Here is a 15,383-nt window from a genome sequence, read left to right on the forward strand (position 1 = left end):
TGCATGCGGCGGCTCGTCAACCGGAGGCCGGACGGGCTATCCCGGCTGGCTCTCGATCTGGCCATGGTCCAGCGCGCCCACCTGGCCGCAAGATATGGCCCGCTTCGACGTCGTCGGCATGCTCCTCGCCAGATCGGTGTGCACCCCTGGCATAGCCGAAGCGCACCGAATCGCTGGTGATTCGGTGCGCTTCGTTCCCCGGGTGTGCGTCAGTTCCGCGGGACGCTGATCACTTCTGCGTACGGCCGGTTTCCGCCCACTTGGTGGTCCCCGGTGCGGCATTCAGCGTGCCGAGCAGGTCGATTCCGGCGACGATCAGGGTCGGTCCACCGGCGATGATGGTGCCGATGATGGCGCCGACGCCCGCTCCCGCGATGACGCTCGCGATCACCGTGGGACCGCCGATGATTCCGGTGAGCCCGACCAGCGCGCCGACGATCGTGCCGATGAAACCGCCGACAGCGGTGGCGATGCCGAACTGCGAAAGGAACGCGTCCATCGCCTGCTGGTTCTCCTGCGGCGAGGCGACCGGCGTGGCGGCCGGGCGCGCCTGGGCCGCGTCCTTGACGATGGTCAGCTCCAGCACTCGGCCCGCGTCACGCACGGCGTGCGGCATCGGGTACTCGAGCCCGTCCTGGCGGAAGGCGAGCGGAAGTGTGAGCGCGACATTCCCGGCCTCGTCCTTGATGGCGACGGCGCCGTCGCGCACGTCGAACGTGCCCGCGGTGAGCGTCGTGACGATCTGGTTCCCGACCAGTCGCGCCTCGTACCCGATATTCGGGACCGGCGCTGGGGCGGGTTCCGCATGCGCGGCGCCCGCACCGACCGTTAGCGCCGCGACGAGTGGTACGACCGCGGCGGTGACTTTCCGGAGAATCATTTCCCTGGTTTCCAATCTTCATCAGGTTTGCAGCAAAGAGAACGCGGAACGCGCTGAAATTCCTTCCCCCACTGGCGCGTACATCCGTGATGTGATTCAGAAGACAGCTACTTCCGAGTGATAACTGTATGCGATCGGAAGGGTTTAGAACACTAATTGAGAGGGTATGCCTTCGTCTTTTCCTGCGTTCAAAATAGTTATAGCACTCAGCTATTCGGCGATTGAGACGCTCCGCAGCACAGGTCAGCACCACTCTGGCATCGCGGTGTCGTCTAGCGGGCCGCCTATCATCGACCTGCTCGCGTCGGTTCGGCGAATACCGGCGCCATAGATTTCACCAGAAACCGGCAGCAGTAGCTATTGGCCAGAAACCCTGCCTTCCCGCCATCCGGCCGGACGGGATGTCCGGCGTTTTCCTGCGCCCGGCCCGGCTCAGGTCAGCAGGTGCAGGGCGACGGCACCGAGGCAGGTCGCGACGATCACGGTCAGGGCGAAGGCGTCGCGACGGCCAGGAGAGCCCGGATGGGCGGTGAGTTCGCCGGTTCCGCCGCGCGCGGTGATCGCCTCGCCGAGTTCACCGGCGCGGCGAGTGGAGACTGCCATCGCCGCGGTCAGGACATCGATGAGGGGATTGTCCGCGGCGCGATAGAGCAGGCTGTCCTTGGGGCGCAGGCGGCGGGCCGCGCGCAGGACCCGGATCTCCTCGATGAGCAGTGGAAAACCGCGGAGGGTCAGTGCCACGACGACGGCCCATTCGTCCACGGGGATCCGGAGTTTGCGCAACGGCGCGCCCAATTTGGCCAGCGCGGGGGCGATCTCGCTCATCGGCGTGGTCCACGCGATGAGGAACGAGGCGGATAACAGGACCAAGCCGAACGCGACGATCTGCGCGTAACGCAGCACGGCAGCGCTGCCGACCGGCACGTTGATCAGGGCTCCGGCCGCGAGCAGCGCCCAGAACCACCAGGGCAGCCGGGGCAGTGTGCCCAGCGGCAACCGGGCGACCAGGCCGACGCAGACCAGGAAGACGATCATCACCCCGAGCACCGGCCAGGACGGCAGGAACATCGGCAACAGACTGATCAGGAAAACCCCGATCATCTTGGTGCCCGCCCACAGCCGGTGCACCGGACTGTCGACCGGAACCTGGCGCAGCAGCACGCCACTCATCGGGAACCTCCGTGGTCCAGTCGCCAGGCCGCGTCGCCGGGCGGGCGCAGCGCGGCGGGAGGGTGATCGGTGGACGCGGCGACGCTGCTCGGGATGGCTTCCCGCGTCGACTCGGCCGCGAGAATTCGTCCCGACCGCAGTTGCACCGTGCGGTCGCACACCGCCGCCATGTCGGCCACGTCGTGCGAGATGACGATCAGCGTCAGCCCGGAATCGCGCAGGCGCGCAAGCAGTTCCACGATGTCGGCCCGGCCCTCCGGGTCGAGCCCGGCGAGCGGCTCGTCGAGCACGACCACCTGCGGATGACTGGCCACGATCGCCGCGAGCACCACCCGTTTGGATTGGCCGCCGCTGAGTTCCTCGATGGAGCGGGCGGCCAGCGAGCGGTCCAGCCCCACGGCGTCCAGCGCCCGCCCGACCGCGCCGGAGCCGGTCGCCCGCCCGCCCCAGTCCGCGATCTCCGCGCCGACGGTCTGTTTCTGCAACTGCAGGCGGGAGTGCTGGAATGCCAGCGCGACCCGCCCGATCTGCTTGCTGATCGGCTTCCCGTGCAATGCGCAACCACCGGAACTCGGCTCGATCAGCCCGGCCATGATCCAGGCCAGGGTGGATTTGCCCGATCCGTTGCCGCCGACCACCAGCAGCGCTTCGCCGCGCCGGACCGACAGGTCGACGCCGTGCAGGGCAGCCGCTTCCCACGGCGTCGCGCGGTTGTAGGTGTGCCGGACGTCGCGCAGTTCGAGGATCGGCTCGCCGATCGGCCTGCGCCGCGCGTCGCGCGCCGGGCGCGGCCACGCGGGCAACTGCCCGACGGAGCGGCCTGCGGCCAAGTGGACGACCCGGTCGGCCGCGGCGGCGTCGGCTTCGTGATGGGTCACCAGCACCACGGCCATCGAATGTCGCTGCGGCAGGGCCGCGAGCAGTTCCACGAGTTCACGGCGCCCGTCCGGATCGATCATCGAGGTCGCCTCGTCGGCGATCAGTAGTGCGGGGCGCCGCGCCAGCGCCCCGGCCACGGCCAGGCGCTGCTGCTGCCCGCCGGACAGCGTGGCGGTTTCCTTGCCGCCCATCCCGGCGAGCCCGACTTCGCCGAGCAATCCGTCCACATCCACGTCGGCGGCGAGTTCGGGAGGCAAACCCCACACCACGTCGTCGGCGACGAGCACGCCCAAGGTCTGGCTCTCCGGTCGCTGCATCACCAGCGCCGTTCCGCCCAGGCGCCCGAGCCCGGCCGACCCGGGGCGCTGCACCGATCCGGAGGTGGGCGGCAGACCGGCGAGCAACCGGGTCAACGTCGACTTGCCCGATCCGTTGTGCCCCACCACGGCGACGAACTCGCCGACGCCGACGGTCAGGTCGATGTCGCGCAGGGCGTCGCGCGCCGCGCCGGGATAGCGGAATCCGGCGCCGTGCAGGGTCACCGGTAGCGGTGCGATGGGCCGGTCGTCGTGCGGTGCGTCGAGCCGGTCTCGTCCGGGCAGCCAGGCGAGCCGGTCCAGCACCGAGCCGAGCACGTACCAGGACAACAGCCCGGTGGCGACCATGCTCAGTGCGACGCCGCCGCCGATCCACGCCCACCACCAGCGCAGCACGGAGTCGGTCAGGTCGGCCGCGGCCTGCCCGAGCGGTTCCAGCTGCGCTTGGCGTGCCGCGAGTTCCTGGATGCCGCGGGCGGTGTTGCGGATATTGTCGAACAGCAGGTTGCGCGCCGCCGAGAGCAGCAGCAGCAATCCGACGGCGAAGGCCGCCCAGACCACGCCGGCCAGCAGCGCGAGTCCGGACACCGCGACGACACCGCCGCCGCGCCTCTTCACGATGCCGATGATGCCGCCCATCGTCGCCGAAGCGACCAGCGCGGTCGCGGGCGCCACACCGGCCGCGACGAAGGTGACCAGTGTGGCGGAGATGGTCGCGGTGACCAGTGTGCGCAGCCGGTAGCGGTGCGCGATCAGACCTATGGGCACGGCGGCGACCAGCTGCAGAGCGGCCGCGAACGGAATCACCGATCCGATGGTGACCAACCCGACGGTGGCCCCGCCGAGTACGGCGCCGGTGGCCAACTCGATCGGGCGCAGCGGTCCCCGCTCAGCCGGTTCGTCCGCATGGGCCAGTCCATTCACAGCACAAGTCTGCCAGCCCCGGCAGCCGCGCCGGGTTTCGGCGAATTCATGCAGTTCAGCGGTGCCCGGTTGATCAGGAGACCGGTGTGAGGGTGTAGTGCGCGGGGTCGAGGTGACGGGTGCGCCGGCGATAGCTGGTCTGCGAGCCGGGCCAGTTGTTGGTGATGCGGCCCGCGGCGTTGCGATACCAGCTGGAGCAGAAGTTCCATGGCGTGCGGGCCAGCCGTTGCTGGAGCGCGGTGTTGTAGTGCTGCTCCAGATCCGTGCGCACGTCCAGGCAGTGGCCGGGGTGGTCGGCGAGCAACTGCACGGCCTGTCGGATGTAGCGGGCCTGCGACTCGATCATGTAGATGATCGAGCCGACACCGAGATTGGTGTTCGGCCCGTAGACCAGGAACAAGTTCGGGAAATCCGGCACCGCGATGCCGTAGTAAGCGTGCGCGCCGTCGGCCCAGGCGTCCGAGAGCGTGCGGCCGCCGCGGCCGTGGATCGTCATCGGCCAGAGGAATTCGGTGCCTTTGAAACCGGTGCCGTAGATGATCACGTCCGCCGCGTGCACCGCCCCGTCCGCGGTGCGCAGGCCGTCCGGGATGATCTCGGTGATCGGGGTGGTCTCCACCCGCACGTTCGGCTGGGTCAGCGCGGGGTAGTAGTCGTTGGAGAACAGGACTCGCTTGCAACCGATGGGGTAGTCGGGGGTGAGTTTTTCCCGCAGATTCGGGTCCTCGACTTGTTTGGCCAAGTGCCACGCGGCGATGCGGGCCACGAGCCGCGTGAGGGCGGGAAGCTCGACCAGCCCGAGCGAGAAGAATTCGGCGATCGACCACCAGCCGAACCGTTCGACCAGCAGCGCACCCGGCACCCGGGCGAACAGGTTGTGCTGGATCGGCGAGTAGTCGGTGTCGAATTTCGGGATCACCCAGGCGGGGGTGCGCTGGAACAGCGTCAGGTGGGCGGCCTTCGGCTGAATTTCCGGGATGTACTGAACGGCGCTGGCCCCGGTGCCGACGCAAGCGACGCGTTTGCCGGTGAGGTCGACGTCGTGGTGCCACTCGGCGGAATGGAACGACGGGCCGGCGAAGCTGTCCAGGCCCGGGATGGCCGGCATGGCCGGGCGGGACAGTTGACCGACCGCCGAGATCAGCACGTCCACGATCCGGGTGTCCCCGTCGGCGGTGCGGACCGTCCAGTGGCCGGTAACGTCATCGAATTCCGCGTCGGTCACGGTGGTGCCGAACTGGATCGCGGCGAGCACGCCGTGCCGCTCGGCGACGCCGCGCAGGTAGTCCTGGATGGCGGCGCGCCCCGAGTACCGCTGCGGCCAGTCCGGCTTCGGTTCGAACGAGTACGAGTACAGCGGTGACGGCACGTCGCAGGCGGCGCCGGGGTAGGTGTTCTCCCGCCACACGCCGCCGAGGTCGCCCGCGCGCTCCAGGATGGTGATGTCGTCGAAACCGTTGCGGCGCAATTCGATCGCCATCCCGATGCCGCCGAAGCCCGCGCCGATGATGAGGATCGATGGCCGATTGCGCGCTGTCACGGGGCACCACACTCCTCATTCCGACCGTAGATGACTCCACTGTAGGAGCCCCTGGTCCGTCGTATCGAGAAATTCGGCCATACTGTCCGCGTGGAGCGGGTGCAGGATCCGGAAATCCGCGATTGGAACTTTCCGCGCGGCGTGGCCAGCGTGGCGCTGATGGTCGGTTACGCGGCCGAGCACGGCGTGCCCGCCGCGCGCATGCTGCACGGCACCGGGCTGACCGAGCAGCAGCTGCGAGATCCGGACGCGCAGATCGACGCGCATACCGAGTTGGCGGTGATCCGCAATCTGGTCCGCGCACTCGCCGACCGGCCCGCCCTCGGCGTCGAGGTGGGCCGCCGCTACCGGATCACCACGTTCGGCATTTTCGGCTTCGCCTGCGTCAGCAGCCCGACGCTCGGGGAGGCGATCGACCTCGCGCTGCGTTATCTGGATCTCAGCTTCACCTTCTGCCTGCCGGTGGCTCAGTTTCGCGCGGACGAGTTCGTCGCCGTGGTGCACGACGAGTCGGTGCCCGCGGACGTGCGCCAGTTCCTCGTCGAACGTGACGTCACCGCGATGCACCAGGTGATGAGCGACCTGCTCGGCACCCGGTTGCCCCTCACCAGGGCCGAATTCCGTTTTCCCGCACCGAGTTACGCGGACCGGATCACGGAGGTCACGGTGGTGCCGCCGCGATTCGGTATGCCGGACAACCTGTTCGCCATCGAACCGGTACTGCTGGAACAGCCGCTGCCCCAAGCCAATGAGCACACCTGGGCGATGTGCCTGGCGCAGTGCCGTGAACTGGTGCACCGGCGCAGGGCCCGCACCGGTATCGCGGCCGAGGTGCGGGAGCGCTTGGTGCCGCGCGGTGGCGTGGACGGATTCGCCGCGCCGCCCGGGATCGACGCGGTGGCAAGCGACCTGAACATGAGCACGCGCACGCTGCGCCGCCACCTCGACGCCGCCGGAACCAGCTATCGCGCTCTGCTGGACGAAGTCCGCCGTGCCTTGGCCGAGGAAATGCTCACGGCCACACCCTTGTCCGTGAGCGACGTCGCGATCCGCCTCGGCTACGCCGAAGCCTCGACATTCATCTTCGCGTTCAAGCGGTGGACCGGTAACACCCCCGCGGCCTATCGCCGCGAACGCGCCGCACGACGTTAGCGCCCTTCGCCGCGGCCGCTGCGGCTGCCTGTGTATGCGAGTTCGCGGATCTTGCCGACCGCTTTGGGGAACAGTTCCACCTCGGACGGGTGATTGAGCATCGGATCGAAATAGTCCGTCCGGTACTCGGCCGCTTCGGCATGTCGCAGCGTGATTTCGGCCAGCCGCAGTCGTGGCCCGCCCAGCCGGCTGCCGGTGAGGGTGAAGCTCACCAGGTCCTCGTCCAGATGGGCGTCCATGGCCGCGAGCGACGCCGTCGCGGGCTGAGCGCTGTCCGGCTCGGCGAAGAACCAGGTCGGCGCGGAATTGCCGATCCGGTATGGCATCAGGCAGCCGTAGCGAGCGCTGGCCCAGCCCCGGGCCGGGGTGAACACCAGTCGGCCGAGCAGTCCGCGGCCGGTGGTGGCCAACGTGAAATCCCACGGTTCGTCATCGCGGTCGAGCACCCGGAACGCGAATCCGAGCACATCGGGCAGGCTGCCCGGCATTCCCACACCCTTGGACAACCGCGCGATCACCGCGCGCTCACCGGCCCCGAAGAGCGGCTCGAACTCGGCCTCCGCATGCAATCGGCCGGACAGGTGCAGACCGTTGGGATGGAACACCCGAGCATGCCGGATACGTGCTCCGGTCGCGAACGCGCCTTTCACCATTGCGGCTGGTAGGTCGACCATGGCGGTGCCTCCGGGTAGACGTCCGTTGTGTCTCCCGATTGCCCCGGCGCAAGCCGGGTAAACCGCGCTCAGCCCGGCTGCACGCCGATCCGGCCGGCCATCGGGACGGTACGGAAATGCGTGGTCAGGCGGTGATCGTCATCGATGGCGTGCAGCGAGACCGCCGGGTCGGGCGCGTAGTCCATGACGTGGTCGGGCAGATCGAGTTCCCATTCGCCGGCCAGCACGGACGCGGTGCTCGGCGCCACCAGCAGCGGGCGCCCGGCGAACGTGGTCGTCGCGGCCGAGTGCGCGTGCCCGGTGAGCACGGCGACGATCCGCTCGTCGGCGGCGACCAGGTCGGCGAGCCGCTGCGGGTCGGCGAGTGCGATCTCGTCGACGATCGGGCTGTGCAGACGCGCGGGCGGATGGTGCAGCGCGAGCAGGATCGGCTTGCCCACGGGCGCCGCGGCGAGCGCGTCGCGCAACCAGTCGTAGGTCTCCTCGGAGAGTCGTCCCCCCGCTTCGCCGGGGATGCTGGAATCCAGCAGAGCGATGGTGAGATCACCGATCCGATGGACGCGGTTGACCGGGGCGCCGGAAGCGGGCTCGCCGAGCAGCGCGGTTCGGAAGCCCGCGCGGTCGTCATGGTTGCCCGGGATGGCGTACAGCGGGATCTCGGTCTGGAACGCGAGCTTGGCCTCGGCGTATTGCTCCGGCTTACCGGAATCGGTGATGTCGCCGGTCACCAGGATGGCATCGGGCCTGCGGCGCAGGCCGCCGAGGAAGGCCAGCACCCGCTGCACACGTTCGGCGTTACGGGTGCCGAGATCGAAGTGTGTGTCGCTGACCTGAGCCACCAGGATCATCGGCATTCGCTTTCGCTAGGGGTTCGCTGCGTTGCGTCAGAGCGTGCGCGGGTCGCGGCCTCGGCACTTCCTCAGGCTAGTTGACCTGCGCATTACCCGTCGTCATGACGCTCGCCACCCACGGTGACGTGCTAGTCGATATGTGTCAGCTGTCACAATGCGGGCTTCGCGTCGTTCCCGTCTCGCGACTGCTCGGCTACCGCATCGGACAGAGTGCGCAGGGCGCGCAGGAACACGCGCCGGTCCGCGGCGGGCAGTCGCTCGAGCAACTGGTCTTCGCGGTCCTGGATATCGCGCTGGGCGCGATCGCGGAGTGCCCGCCCGGCCTCGGTGAGCGACACCAGGTTCACCCGCCGGTCCGCCGGGTCCGGTTCCCGGCTGATGAGGCCGCGCCGCTGCAGTTCGTCGAGCACGCCGATGATGCGGGTCTTGTCCGCGCCGATCGCCTTGGCCAGTGCGGCCTGGGTGTAGACAGGCTCGGCGTCGAGGCCGAGCAGGACGGCATAGCCCCACATCGACAACTCGTGCCGGTCGAGGACGGGCAACTCCGCGGCCATGAGCGCCCGCCCCAGCGGCACGATCATCGCGGCGAGATCGGGACGGGCGTTCGGCATGGGTCGACGATACTGCTTGGCGGATCGTATGCGTAAGCTTACGATCTATACATGCATACAATTAACTTAGAGGAGCTTCGTGGTCGGCACGCCCGTGCCGTCGGCGTGAGCGTTACTGCCGTCGCCCGCGTGCGCCCCGAACAGCTCGGCAACGAAACACCCTGTGCGGCTTGGCATCTCCAGGACCTACTGGAGCACATGATCGCGCAGAATCACGGATTCGCCGCCGCTGCGCGGGGCGGCCACGATCCCGCGATCTGGACCGTCCGCCCTTCCGCCGATCCGGTCGCGGACTATCGCGCCTCGGCCGACGACGTGCTCGCCGCGTTCGCCGCCGAGGACGTCTTCGAGCGCACGCTTCAACTCCCGGAAATCCTGCCCGGCTATGGCTTTCCCGCGGCACGCGCGATCGGCTTCCACTTGGTGGACAGCGTCGTCCACGCCTGGGACGTCGCACGATCGATCGGCGACACCATCACCCTCGATGCCGGCTTGGCCGAGGAGGCGCTGCGGGTCGCCCTAGCTGTCCCCGACGGCCGGGAACGCTCGGCGCCCGGCGCCGCCTTCGCGCCGGGATTGGTTGTCCCGAAAGGAGCTTCGGTACTGGATCGAATGCTGCTGGTGCTCGGCCGCGCGCCGAACTGGCCGGACGCCGCGGCCTGATCGCTCATTCGCGACGTGCCGACATCGGGCGCTGCGCATCCCCGGGCAGTCCAGGACGTCGCGAGTACCGTGCGACTTGCTGGTAGTCCGGCGGTACGACCTGAGGTGCTACGGACGGGCGATGCTCGCGTCGAAACGGGGAACCGCTCGACTGGCTGCGACTGAGCTCTTCGCAGACATCCGCTCCTCGGAGGGGGCCCATGCCAGGAACTCTGGAGCGGAACGAGCGGTCCTGGAGTGCAATTACCGGATCGTGCGGAGCAGTTCGGCTGCCTTTTCGAGGCTCGCCGGGTCGGCGGATCGGTCCATAGGGCGCCAGAAGCCAGCATCGGGGTCGGCGGTGAGTGTGAGGTGCGGTGGCGTGCGCCAAGAAGCGGTGAGGCCGAGACGCCAGGAGTGCAGATAGGTTCGCTCGTGCGTGCCGGACCGGTCGAACAAGGGGTCGCCGACGATCGGATGTCCGGTCCAGGCCAAGTGGACCCGGATCTGATGGCGCCGGCCGGTGATCGGGCGCAGGGCGAGCACGGTGTGCGCCGGGGCGCGCAGCACCGTCGCGAAGTGGGTGAGTGACGGGTAGTGCTTCGCGGGAAGCAGATCCGCGTCGTCGGCGAACCACCGGCCAGCCGCATGCTGGATGCGTTCCCGTGGCGCGGCGATCCGCACCCGGTTCTTGCGTCCCACGCTGAGCGGCAGATCGATGACGCCGGTGTCGGGAAGTCCGGTCGCCGCGACCACGGCGAGGTACGCCTTGTCGGCGGTCTGCTTGTTGAACTGCCTGGTCAGCTCGCCGTGGGCGCGGAGCTCCTTCGCGAACAGGATCAGGCCAGAGGTCACCTTGTCGATCCGGTGCACCGGATACAGCGTCTCGCCCGCGGCGGCGGCGAGTTCGACGATGTCGGTGTCGTGCCGTTCCCCGGTCACCGAGATCCCGGCCGGTTTGTGCAACGCCAGAATGGCGTCGTCCTCCTCGACCAGGGAACGCGCGCGCAGCTGTGACCAGTCCGTTTCCACCGGACGAGCATAGGGGCGCAGCCGGACGGAGCCCGCCATCAGCCCTGCGCCGGGACCGAGCCGAGGCGGAGGCCACCGCAGGCGGAGGCTGCCGCAGGTGGAGGTGCTGGCGGACGGAGTTCGTCCTTGGCCCCGCGCCGGGCGAGCGGAGGCGGAGGCTGCCGCAGGTGGAGGTGCTGGCGGACGGAGTCCGTCCTTGGCCCCGCGCCGGGCGAGCGGAGGCGAGGCCGCCGCCTACCTGTCGTTCCTGCCGTTGCGGCGCAGCAAGTGCGGGCGCAGTCGGTTGAAGCCGCGCACCCGTACGCTGCGCAGGTTCTTGATGTCGAATTCCGGGTCGCCGTCGAGCGCGGTGGCGGCTCGGTCGTCGATCAGTATGGTGCCGGGCCGCGCGACGCCGGTGAGCCGGGACGCGATATTCACCACCGAGCCGTACAGGTCGCCGAAGCGTTGCAGCACAGGGCCGTACGCGACGGCTACGCGCAGTTCCGGGGTGCCGCCGACCATCATGGTCGACTCCTGGATGGCCAAGGCGATGTTGGCGGCGTCGGCGGCGTTCTCGGTGGCGAACATGACTTCGTCGCCGACGTTCTTGATCACCCAGCCGCCGTTCTCGGTGATGGCGGCCGTCGTGGTGGACTCGAATGCCTCCAGGAGCATGGAGAGCTCGTCGGGGTGCAGGTGCCTGGTCAGCCGGGTGTAGCCGACCATGTCGGCGAAACCAACGGCCAGTTCGCGCACCGATTCCCCCGCGGTCGTCTCCGGGTCCAGCGAACGGGACAGCGCCGCGGCCAGATGCCGTCGCCATGCATACGTGTTCAACTGCTCCAGCGTGGCGATCGCGCCCTCGGTGGCGGTACGGACCGTCTCGGCCGGGTCGGCTCCGGGGTCCGCCTCGGCGATGCGCTCTTCGATCTCCGCGAGCACCAAGTCGATCTGCCATTCCGCCAGCCGCGCCATGCCCTGACCGAGCGTGCGCGCGGTGGCGGCCTGCTGCCTTTTGTCCGCGGAGGACAAAACATTCAGCCGCTTGAAGTTGCGGACCGCCGCGATGTCGGCTTCGGCGTAGTCGACCTCGTCGTCGCCGATGCTCGACGGGAAGCCGAGCGCCATCCACAGCCGCCGGGTGAGCGCCGTCGTTGTCCCGGACTGCTCGGCGACTTCGGTGCGGCTGTACCGGCGCGCTCCGTCGAGCAGATAGGACTCGACGACCGATTGCACCAAGTCGGACATCTCGGCGGGCACCATGATGCGTACCTTACGGGCAGCGCGGCCGCGGACGGCCGACCTTGGGCGAGTTCACATATTCAGGGCCCCGACCTTGCGTCCTGCCATGCCAGTTGTCAGCGGCCGGGGAAGGTGCGGCGGAGGGCATCGATCCGCAGGTCGGTGATTTCCCACGAGATGAAGTGTCCGCCGCGATCATGCACGGTGAGGTTGACGTGTTGTACCAATCGGCGCGGTCGCCGGCGCGGAAGTGCTGGACGCGCTGTGGCGGTGGTGACGCCGGGTGCAGGACGTGGCTACTGAAGTTATCGCCGATGGCGGTGCGCTTCGATAGCGTCGAGTCAACGGATGGATGATCGCGGATCGGAGGGCATCGTGAGCAAGTCCGGACGGGCTGAGCTGGAGATCGTGGAGGGTGTGCTGGAGCACGGCATGCCCTACTTCGCGATCGGCTCCGGTCGACCTCTGGTGCTTCTCCGGTGGTTCAGTCCCGACCACGCGAACCCGCACGGCTGGATGCGCGGCTCCGAGATCAAGATGCTGGAGCCGCTTGCCCGGAATTTCCGTGTCTACGCGGTGAGCCGGGCGCCTGGCATGACGGCGGGCATCACGATGGAGGAGATCGCCGCCGAGCATGCGGACGCGCTGCGCAGCGAATTCGGCGAGCCGGTGGACGTGCTCGGCATCTCGTCGGGGGGTTCGGTCGCGCTCCAGCTCGGCGCGGACCATCCGGAGGTCGTGCGCCGCCTTGTCATCGCGTCGTCGGGGTGCCGGTTGGATCCGGTCGCAAAAGCAGGTCAGATGCGCTACGCCGAAGCGGCATTGCGCGGCCACCGAGCGATGCACCACTTGGCGCCCATCGCCTTCCACTCGCCCGTGGCCGCCCGTGTCGCCGCGGCCGCCATGTGGTTGTTCGACCCGCTGTTGCGCCCGCGAAATCCCGCCGACCCGTACGCCTTCCTTCGCGCCGAAGACGGATTCGACCTCACCGGCCGCCTCGGCGAAATCCGAGTGCCCACCCTCGTCGTCGGCGGCGAGCGTGATGGCGCCTACAGCGTCGCGACCTTCCGTCGCACCGCCGACGGAATCCCCGACTCCCGCCTGATCATCTATCCCGGCGCCGGCCACATGGGTGCGATCAAGCACCAGCGCTTCGCGATCGACGTCACCAACTTCCTGAACCAGCCCCGCTGACGGGAACCCCGATCGCCACAGCCCTCCGCTACTGAAATCCTCGCCTGCGTCGGGGACGGCGACCGTGCGGCCGACGCGAGCCGGCGCTGTGAAGACGGCGTCACGGCTTGGCGGTGGGCGTCCAATAGCCGGATCGGCGGCCTTGGAGCGCTGTTCGGGCGGCCGTGCGGAGGCGGTGGACCAGATCCGCCGGGGCGGCCAGATCGTCCCAGGTCCAGCGGACCACCATCCAACCGAGCGCACGGAGTTGGTCGTCGCGCGTCTTCTCCGCGCCGACTGCCTGGCTGGGGAAGCGGGGACCGCGTAAGGCGTGGGAATACTCGGCTTCGAGCTCGCCGATCACGCCGAGGTCGGGAAACAGGAAGTCGACGCGGCCGACGCAGACTCCGCTATCGGAGAAGACGCGTGCTTGCACCTCGGGCTCGGGGAAGCCGCAGTGGCGCAGCGTGATTCTGCTGCGGGATTCGCCGACGCTCTCGCTGCGGCCATCCAGGAAGTCGAGCACTCGGGCAGCTCTGCGGCGTCCCGGCCGGTGCCGGGCCCGCCGCAGGTGCTCCCGCAGTTCGGCGGTGGTCGTCAAACCACGGCGCAGCGCGGAATCGCCGAGGGCGACGGATTGCTCGAAGCCTTCCGATCGGGCGATATCGATGACGGTGCGCGCCGGAGTGGTCACTCGGATGCGCTCGACGAGGGTGATCTCGTCGGGCTCCAGCTGCGCGGAATGGACGACGACCCGCTTGCTCACGCGGCCGCCGTTGATCCGGTTCCTGGTCAGGTGCACGCGGTCGAGCGAGATATGCCAGGTCGCCATCCCGTGCAGCACCGCTGCGGAGCAGTGACTGGTGATCGCGGAATCGGACGTGGTCTCCGCGGTCGCGAGCGTGAGCAGCAGATGCCGATCCGTCGCGCCGAGACCGGAGCCAGGTGAATTCAGATAGCGTCCGGCCCGCAGGCGATGCCACTGTCCGGTGCGGCACAGCCGCCGCAGTTGCTTGTCGGACAGTCCGGACGCCAGCGCTTGCCGACGCGAGATCAGTTGCAGTGCTTCCATACCGACGATCGTGGTGGACCGAGAAGCGCGGAATACCCATCCGACGACCGAATGTGGATAACACGCCTGCTGTGGATAACGTCGCACCTGAACGCAACTCACGCGCATCCAACCGGTACGGCGTGAAGTCCCGGGGGAGGCGGAGGGGTGCTCAGCCCATGTGGGTCATGCCCGCCGCGACAACTTGGGCGATGTTGAGTACTTCGTCGGCGGTGGGCAGCGGGACGCCGTCGAGCGCGTGCAGCCGTTCCGTGCTGGCCAGGGCGAACATCGCCGAGACCCACGCGGCGGCGCAGGCGCGCAGGGTGCCGGGGCGGACCGGGACCGGCGCACTCGCTTGGAGCACTGTGGCGGTGACGTCCAGCATCTGGTCGCGCAGGCGGCGTAGCTGGCGTCGCACGTCAGGATGGGTGTCGGCCTCCCGCCACAGGATCACCCGCAGCACCGACGAGTGATGGTCGCGCAGGTTCAGGGCGGCATCCAGGTTGACCAGGCTCGTCGCCGGATCACCCGGCGCGACCACGGTGCCGAGGTCGTCGATCGGATGCGCGGGCACTCGCTCGGACATCAGCGCGGAGAGAATCGAATCCTTGGTCGGAAAGTAGTAGAAGACAAGCCCTTTGGGAACGCCGGCCGCGGCGGCGATGGACGCCGTCGCGGTCGCGTCGAAACCCTGTGCCGCGAAAAGCTTTTCCGCGGCATCGAGGATGAGCTGCCGCGCGTCGCCATCGACTTTCGCGCTACGGCGACGCCCGGCGCGCCGGGATTTCGGCATCTGCATCAGTGATGCGGAGCCATGTCGTGCAGGCGACCCGACACCGTCGGCAGTGCCGCCACCGCGACCACCGCCGTCACTACCCCGACTACCCATGCGGTCCAGGATGCGGCCCGGTACTCGGTGAAGTCCATGACCCAGGGGGAGATGAACAGCAGTACGGCGCACAGGCCCATCAGATAGTCCGCCGCCGCCATCTCGGGACGGGCCATCTGGGCGAGGCCGGTGAGGGCGATGAGCGCGCCGAGCACGATCAGTGACCACATGGCGTTGGTGTTCGTGTCCACCCAGATGGGTGACAGTGCGGTGAAGACCCCGAGCACGACAGCCAGGAAATCTTGCGCGCGGCTCTCGGTGAACATTGTGTGCCTCCTCGGGCTGTGGATTGTGTCCTAGTTCTCGGTATAGCCCTGATTGACCGGCCGATCAATATCTGGACGACTACGATTTCGCGGCTGTCACCGGTC

General features: G+C 68.6%; 15 protein-coding genes. 3 read left to right on the top strand and 12 right to left on the bottom strand.

What is annotated here, in order from left to right; translation table 11 throughout:
- Window positions 1-229: 229 nt before the first annotated feature.
- From IU459_RS13620 to IU459_RS13635, 4 genes are all read right to left on the bottom strand, one after another.
- Window positions 230-880 (bottom strand): ammonium transporter, encoded by a 651-nt coding sequence (locus IU459_RS13620; protein WP_195129872.1) that lies wholly within the window; start codon window positions 878-880, stop codon window positions 230-232.
- Between the two features lie 432 nt (window positions 881-1,312).
- Window positions 1,313-2,050 carry an energy-coupling factor transporter transmembrane component T family protein gene (locus IU459_RS13625; RefSeq protein ID WP_195129873.1) on the bottom strand — a complete coding sequence of 246 codons (738 nt, stop codon included), beginning with the start codon at window positions 2,048-2,050 and terminating at the stop codon, window positions 1,313-1,315.
- The gene (locus IU459_RS13630; protein ID WP_324198856.1) at window positions 2,047-4,170 is read right to left on the bottom strand and encodes an ABC transporter ATP-binding protein; all 2,124 of its coding nucleotides are present in this window, start codon (window positions 4,168-4,170) and stop codon (window positions 2,047-2,049) included. The genes IU459_RS13625 and IU459_RS13630 overlap by 4 nt, the downstream gene beginning before the upstream one ends.
- A gap of 73 nt (window positions 4,171-4,243) precedes the next feature.
- Window positions 4,244-5,710, bottom strand: a complete 1,467-nt coding sequence (locus tag IU459_RS13635; protein WP_195129874.1) for a flavin-containing monooxygenase — start codon at window positions 5,708-5,710, stop codon at window positions 4,244-4,246.
- Window positions 5,711-5,800: 90 nt separating this feature from the next.
- Here IU459_RS13635 and IU459_RS13640 point away from each other — a divergent pair, with 90 nt between their 5' ends.
- A complete protein-coding gene (locus IU459_RS13640; protein ID WP_324198857.1) occupies window positions 5,801-6,862 on the top strand; it encodes an AraC family transcriptional regulator in 1,062 nt (353 codons plus the stop codon).
- Here IU459_RS13640 and IU459_RS13645 read toward each other — a convergent pair.
- From IU459_RS13645 to IU459_RS13655, 3 genes are all read right to left on the bottom strand, one after another.
- Window positions 6,859-7,536: a phosphodiesterase gene (locus tag IU459_RS13645; protein WP_195129875.1), complete on the bottom strand. Its 678-nt coding sequence runs from the start codon at window positions 7,534-7,536 to the stop codon at window positions 6,859-6,861. The two genes, IU459_RS13640 and IU459_RS13645, sit on opposite strands and share 4 nt — an antisense overlap.
- Window positions 7,537-7,604: 68 nt before the next feature.
- Window positions 7,605-8,390, bottom strand: coding sequence for a metallophosphoesterase (locus IU459_RS13650; protein WP_228837853.1), 786 nt, complete (start codon window positions 8,388-8,390; stop codon window positions 7,605-7,607).
- 146 nt (window positions 8,391-8,536) lie between these two features.
- The gene (locus tag IU459_RS13655) at window positions 8,537-8,998 is read right to left on the bottom strand and encodes a MarR family winged helix-turn-helix transcriptional regulator (RefSeq protein WP_195129876.1); all 462 of its coding nucleotides are present in this window, start codon (window positions 8,996-8,998) and stop codon (window positions 8,537-8,539) included.
- Window positions 8,999-9,049: 51 nt separating this feature from the next.
- On the opposite strand from IU459_RS13655, the gene IU459_RS13660 reads away from it, so the two are divergent.
- The gene (locus IU459_RS13660; RefSeq protein WP_195129877.1) at window positions 9,050-9,661 is read left to right on the top strand and encodes a TIGR03086 family metal-binding protein; all 612 of its coding nucleotides are present in this window, start codon (window positions 9,050-9,052) and stop codon (window positions 9,659-9,661) included.
- Window positions 9,662-9,904: 243 nt separating this feature from the next.
- On the opposite strand, the gene IU459_RS13665 is transcribed toward IU459_RS13660, so the two are convergent.
- Both IU459_RS13665 and IU459_RS13670 read right to left on the bottom strand, forming a co-directional pair.
- The gene (locus tag IU459_RS13665; protein ID WP_324198858.1) at window positions 9,905-10,672 is read right to left on the bottom strand and encodes an RluA family pseudouridine synthase; all 768 of its coding nucleotides are present in this window, start codon (window positions 10,670-10,672) and stop codon (window positions 9,905-9,907) included.
- Between the two features lie 234 nt (window positions 10,673-10,906).
- A complete protein-coding gene (locus IU459_RS13670; RefSeq protein ID WP_195129879.1) occupies window positions 10,907-11,917 on the bottom strand; it encodes an adenylate/guanylate cyclase domain-containing protein in 1,011 nt (336 codons plus the stop codon).
- A gap of 327 nt (window positions 11,918-12,244) precedes the next feature.
- On the opposite strand from IU459_RS13670, the gene IU459_RS13675 reads away from it, so the two are divergent.
- Window positions 12,245-13,090, top strand: a complete 846-nt coding sequence (locus IU459_RS13675; RefSeq protein WP_195129880.1) for an alpha/beta fold hydrolase — start codon at window positions 12,245-12,247, stop codon at window positions 13,088-13,090.
- 100 nt (window positions 13,091-13,190) lie between these two features.
- Here IU459_RS13675 and IU459_RS13680 read toward each other — a convergent pair whose 3' ends face one another.
- The 3 genes from IU459_RS13680 to IU459_RS13690 form a co-directional block, all read right to left on the bottom strand.
- The gene (locus IU459_RS13680) at window positions 13,191-14,141 is read right to left on the bottom strand and encodes a type IV toxin-antitoxin system AbiEi family antitoxin domain-containing protein (RefSeq protein ID WP_195129881.1); all 951 of its coding nucleotides are present in this window, start codon (window positions 14,139-14,141) and stop codon (window positions 13,191-13,193) included.
- Window positions 14,142-14,292: 151 nt separating this feature from the next.
- Complete coding sequence (locus IU459_RS13685; RefSeq protein ID WP_195129882.1) at window positions 14,293-14,916, bottom strand: TetR/AcrR family transcriptional regulator; 624 nt, start codon at window positions 14,914-14,916, stop codon at window positions 14,293-14,295.
- A 5-nt stretch (window positions 14,917-14,921) separates the two neighbouring features.
- Window positions 14,922-15,278, bottom strand: coding sequence for an SPW repeat domain-containing protein (locus IU459_RS13690; protein ID WP_195129883.1), 357 nt, complete (start codon window positions 15,276-15,278; stop codon window positions 14,922-14,924).
- Window positions 15,279-15,383: the final 105 nt, after the last annotated feature.

The organism is Nocardia amamiensis, from assembly GCF_015477605.1.
Classification (GTDB): domain Bacteria; phylum Actinomycetota; class Actinomycetes; order Mycobacteriales; family Mycobacteriaceae; genus Nocardia; species Nocardia amamiensis_A.

Bases quoted from the DNA above. Each gene is read 5' to 3' on its own strand.
- IU459_RS13620 (WP_195129872.1), bottom strand. From the start codon at position 880: ATGATTCTCCGGAAAGTCACCGCCGCGGTCGTACCACTCGTCGCGGCG.
- IU459_RS13625 (WP_195129873.1), bottom strand. From the start codon at position 2,050: ATGAGTGGCGTGCTGCTGCGCCAGGTTCCGGTCGACAGTCCGGTGCAC.
- IU459_RS13645 (WP_195129875.1), bottom strand. From the start codon at position 7,536: ATGGTCGACCTACCAGCCGCAATGGTGAAAGGCGCGTTCGCGACCGGA.
- IU459_RS13650 (WP_228837853.1), bottom strand. From the start codon at position 8,390: ATGCCGATGATCCTGGTGGCTCAGGTCAGCGACACACACTTCGATCTC.
- IU459_RS13655 (WP_195129876.1), bottom strand. From the start codon at position 8,998: ATGCCGAACGCCCGTCCCGATCTCGCCGCGATGATCGTGCCGCTGGGG.
- IU459_RS13660 (WP_195129877.1), top strand. From the start codon at position 9,050: ATGCATACAATTAACTTAGAGGAGCTTCGTGGTCGGCACGCCCGTGCC.
- IU459_RS13670 (WP_195129879.1), bottom strand. From the start codon at position 11,917: ATGGTGCCCGCCGAGATGTCCGACTTGGTGCAATCGGTCGTCGAGTCC.
- IU459_RS13675 (WP_195129880.1), top strand. From the start codon at position 12,245: ATGGATGATCGCGGATCGGAGGGCATCGTGAGCAAGTCCGGACGGGCT.
- IU459_RS13680 (WP_195129881.1), bottom strand. From the start codon at position 14,141: ATGGAAGCACTGCAACTGATCTCGCGTCGGCAAGCGCTGGCGTCCGGA.
- IU459_RS13685 (WP_195129882.1), bottom strand. From the start codon at position 14,916: ATGCCGAAATCCCGGCGCGCCGGGCGTCGCCGTAGCGCGAAAGTCGAT.
- IU459_RS13690 (WP_195129883.1), bottom strand. From the start codon at position 15,278: ATGTTCACCGAGAGCCGCGCGCAAGATTTCCTGGCTGTCGTGCTCGGG.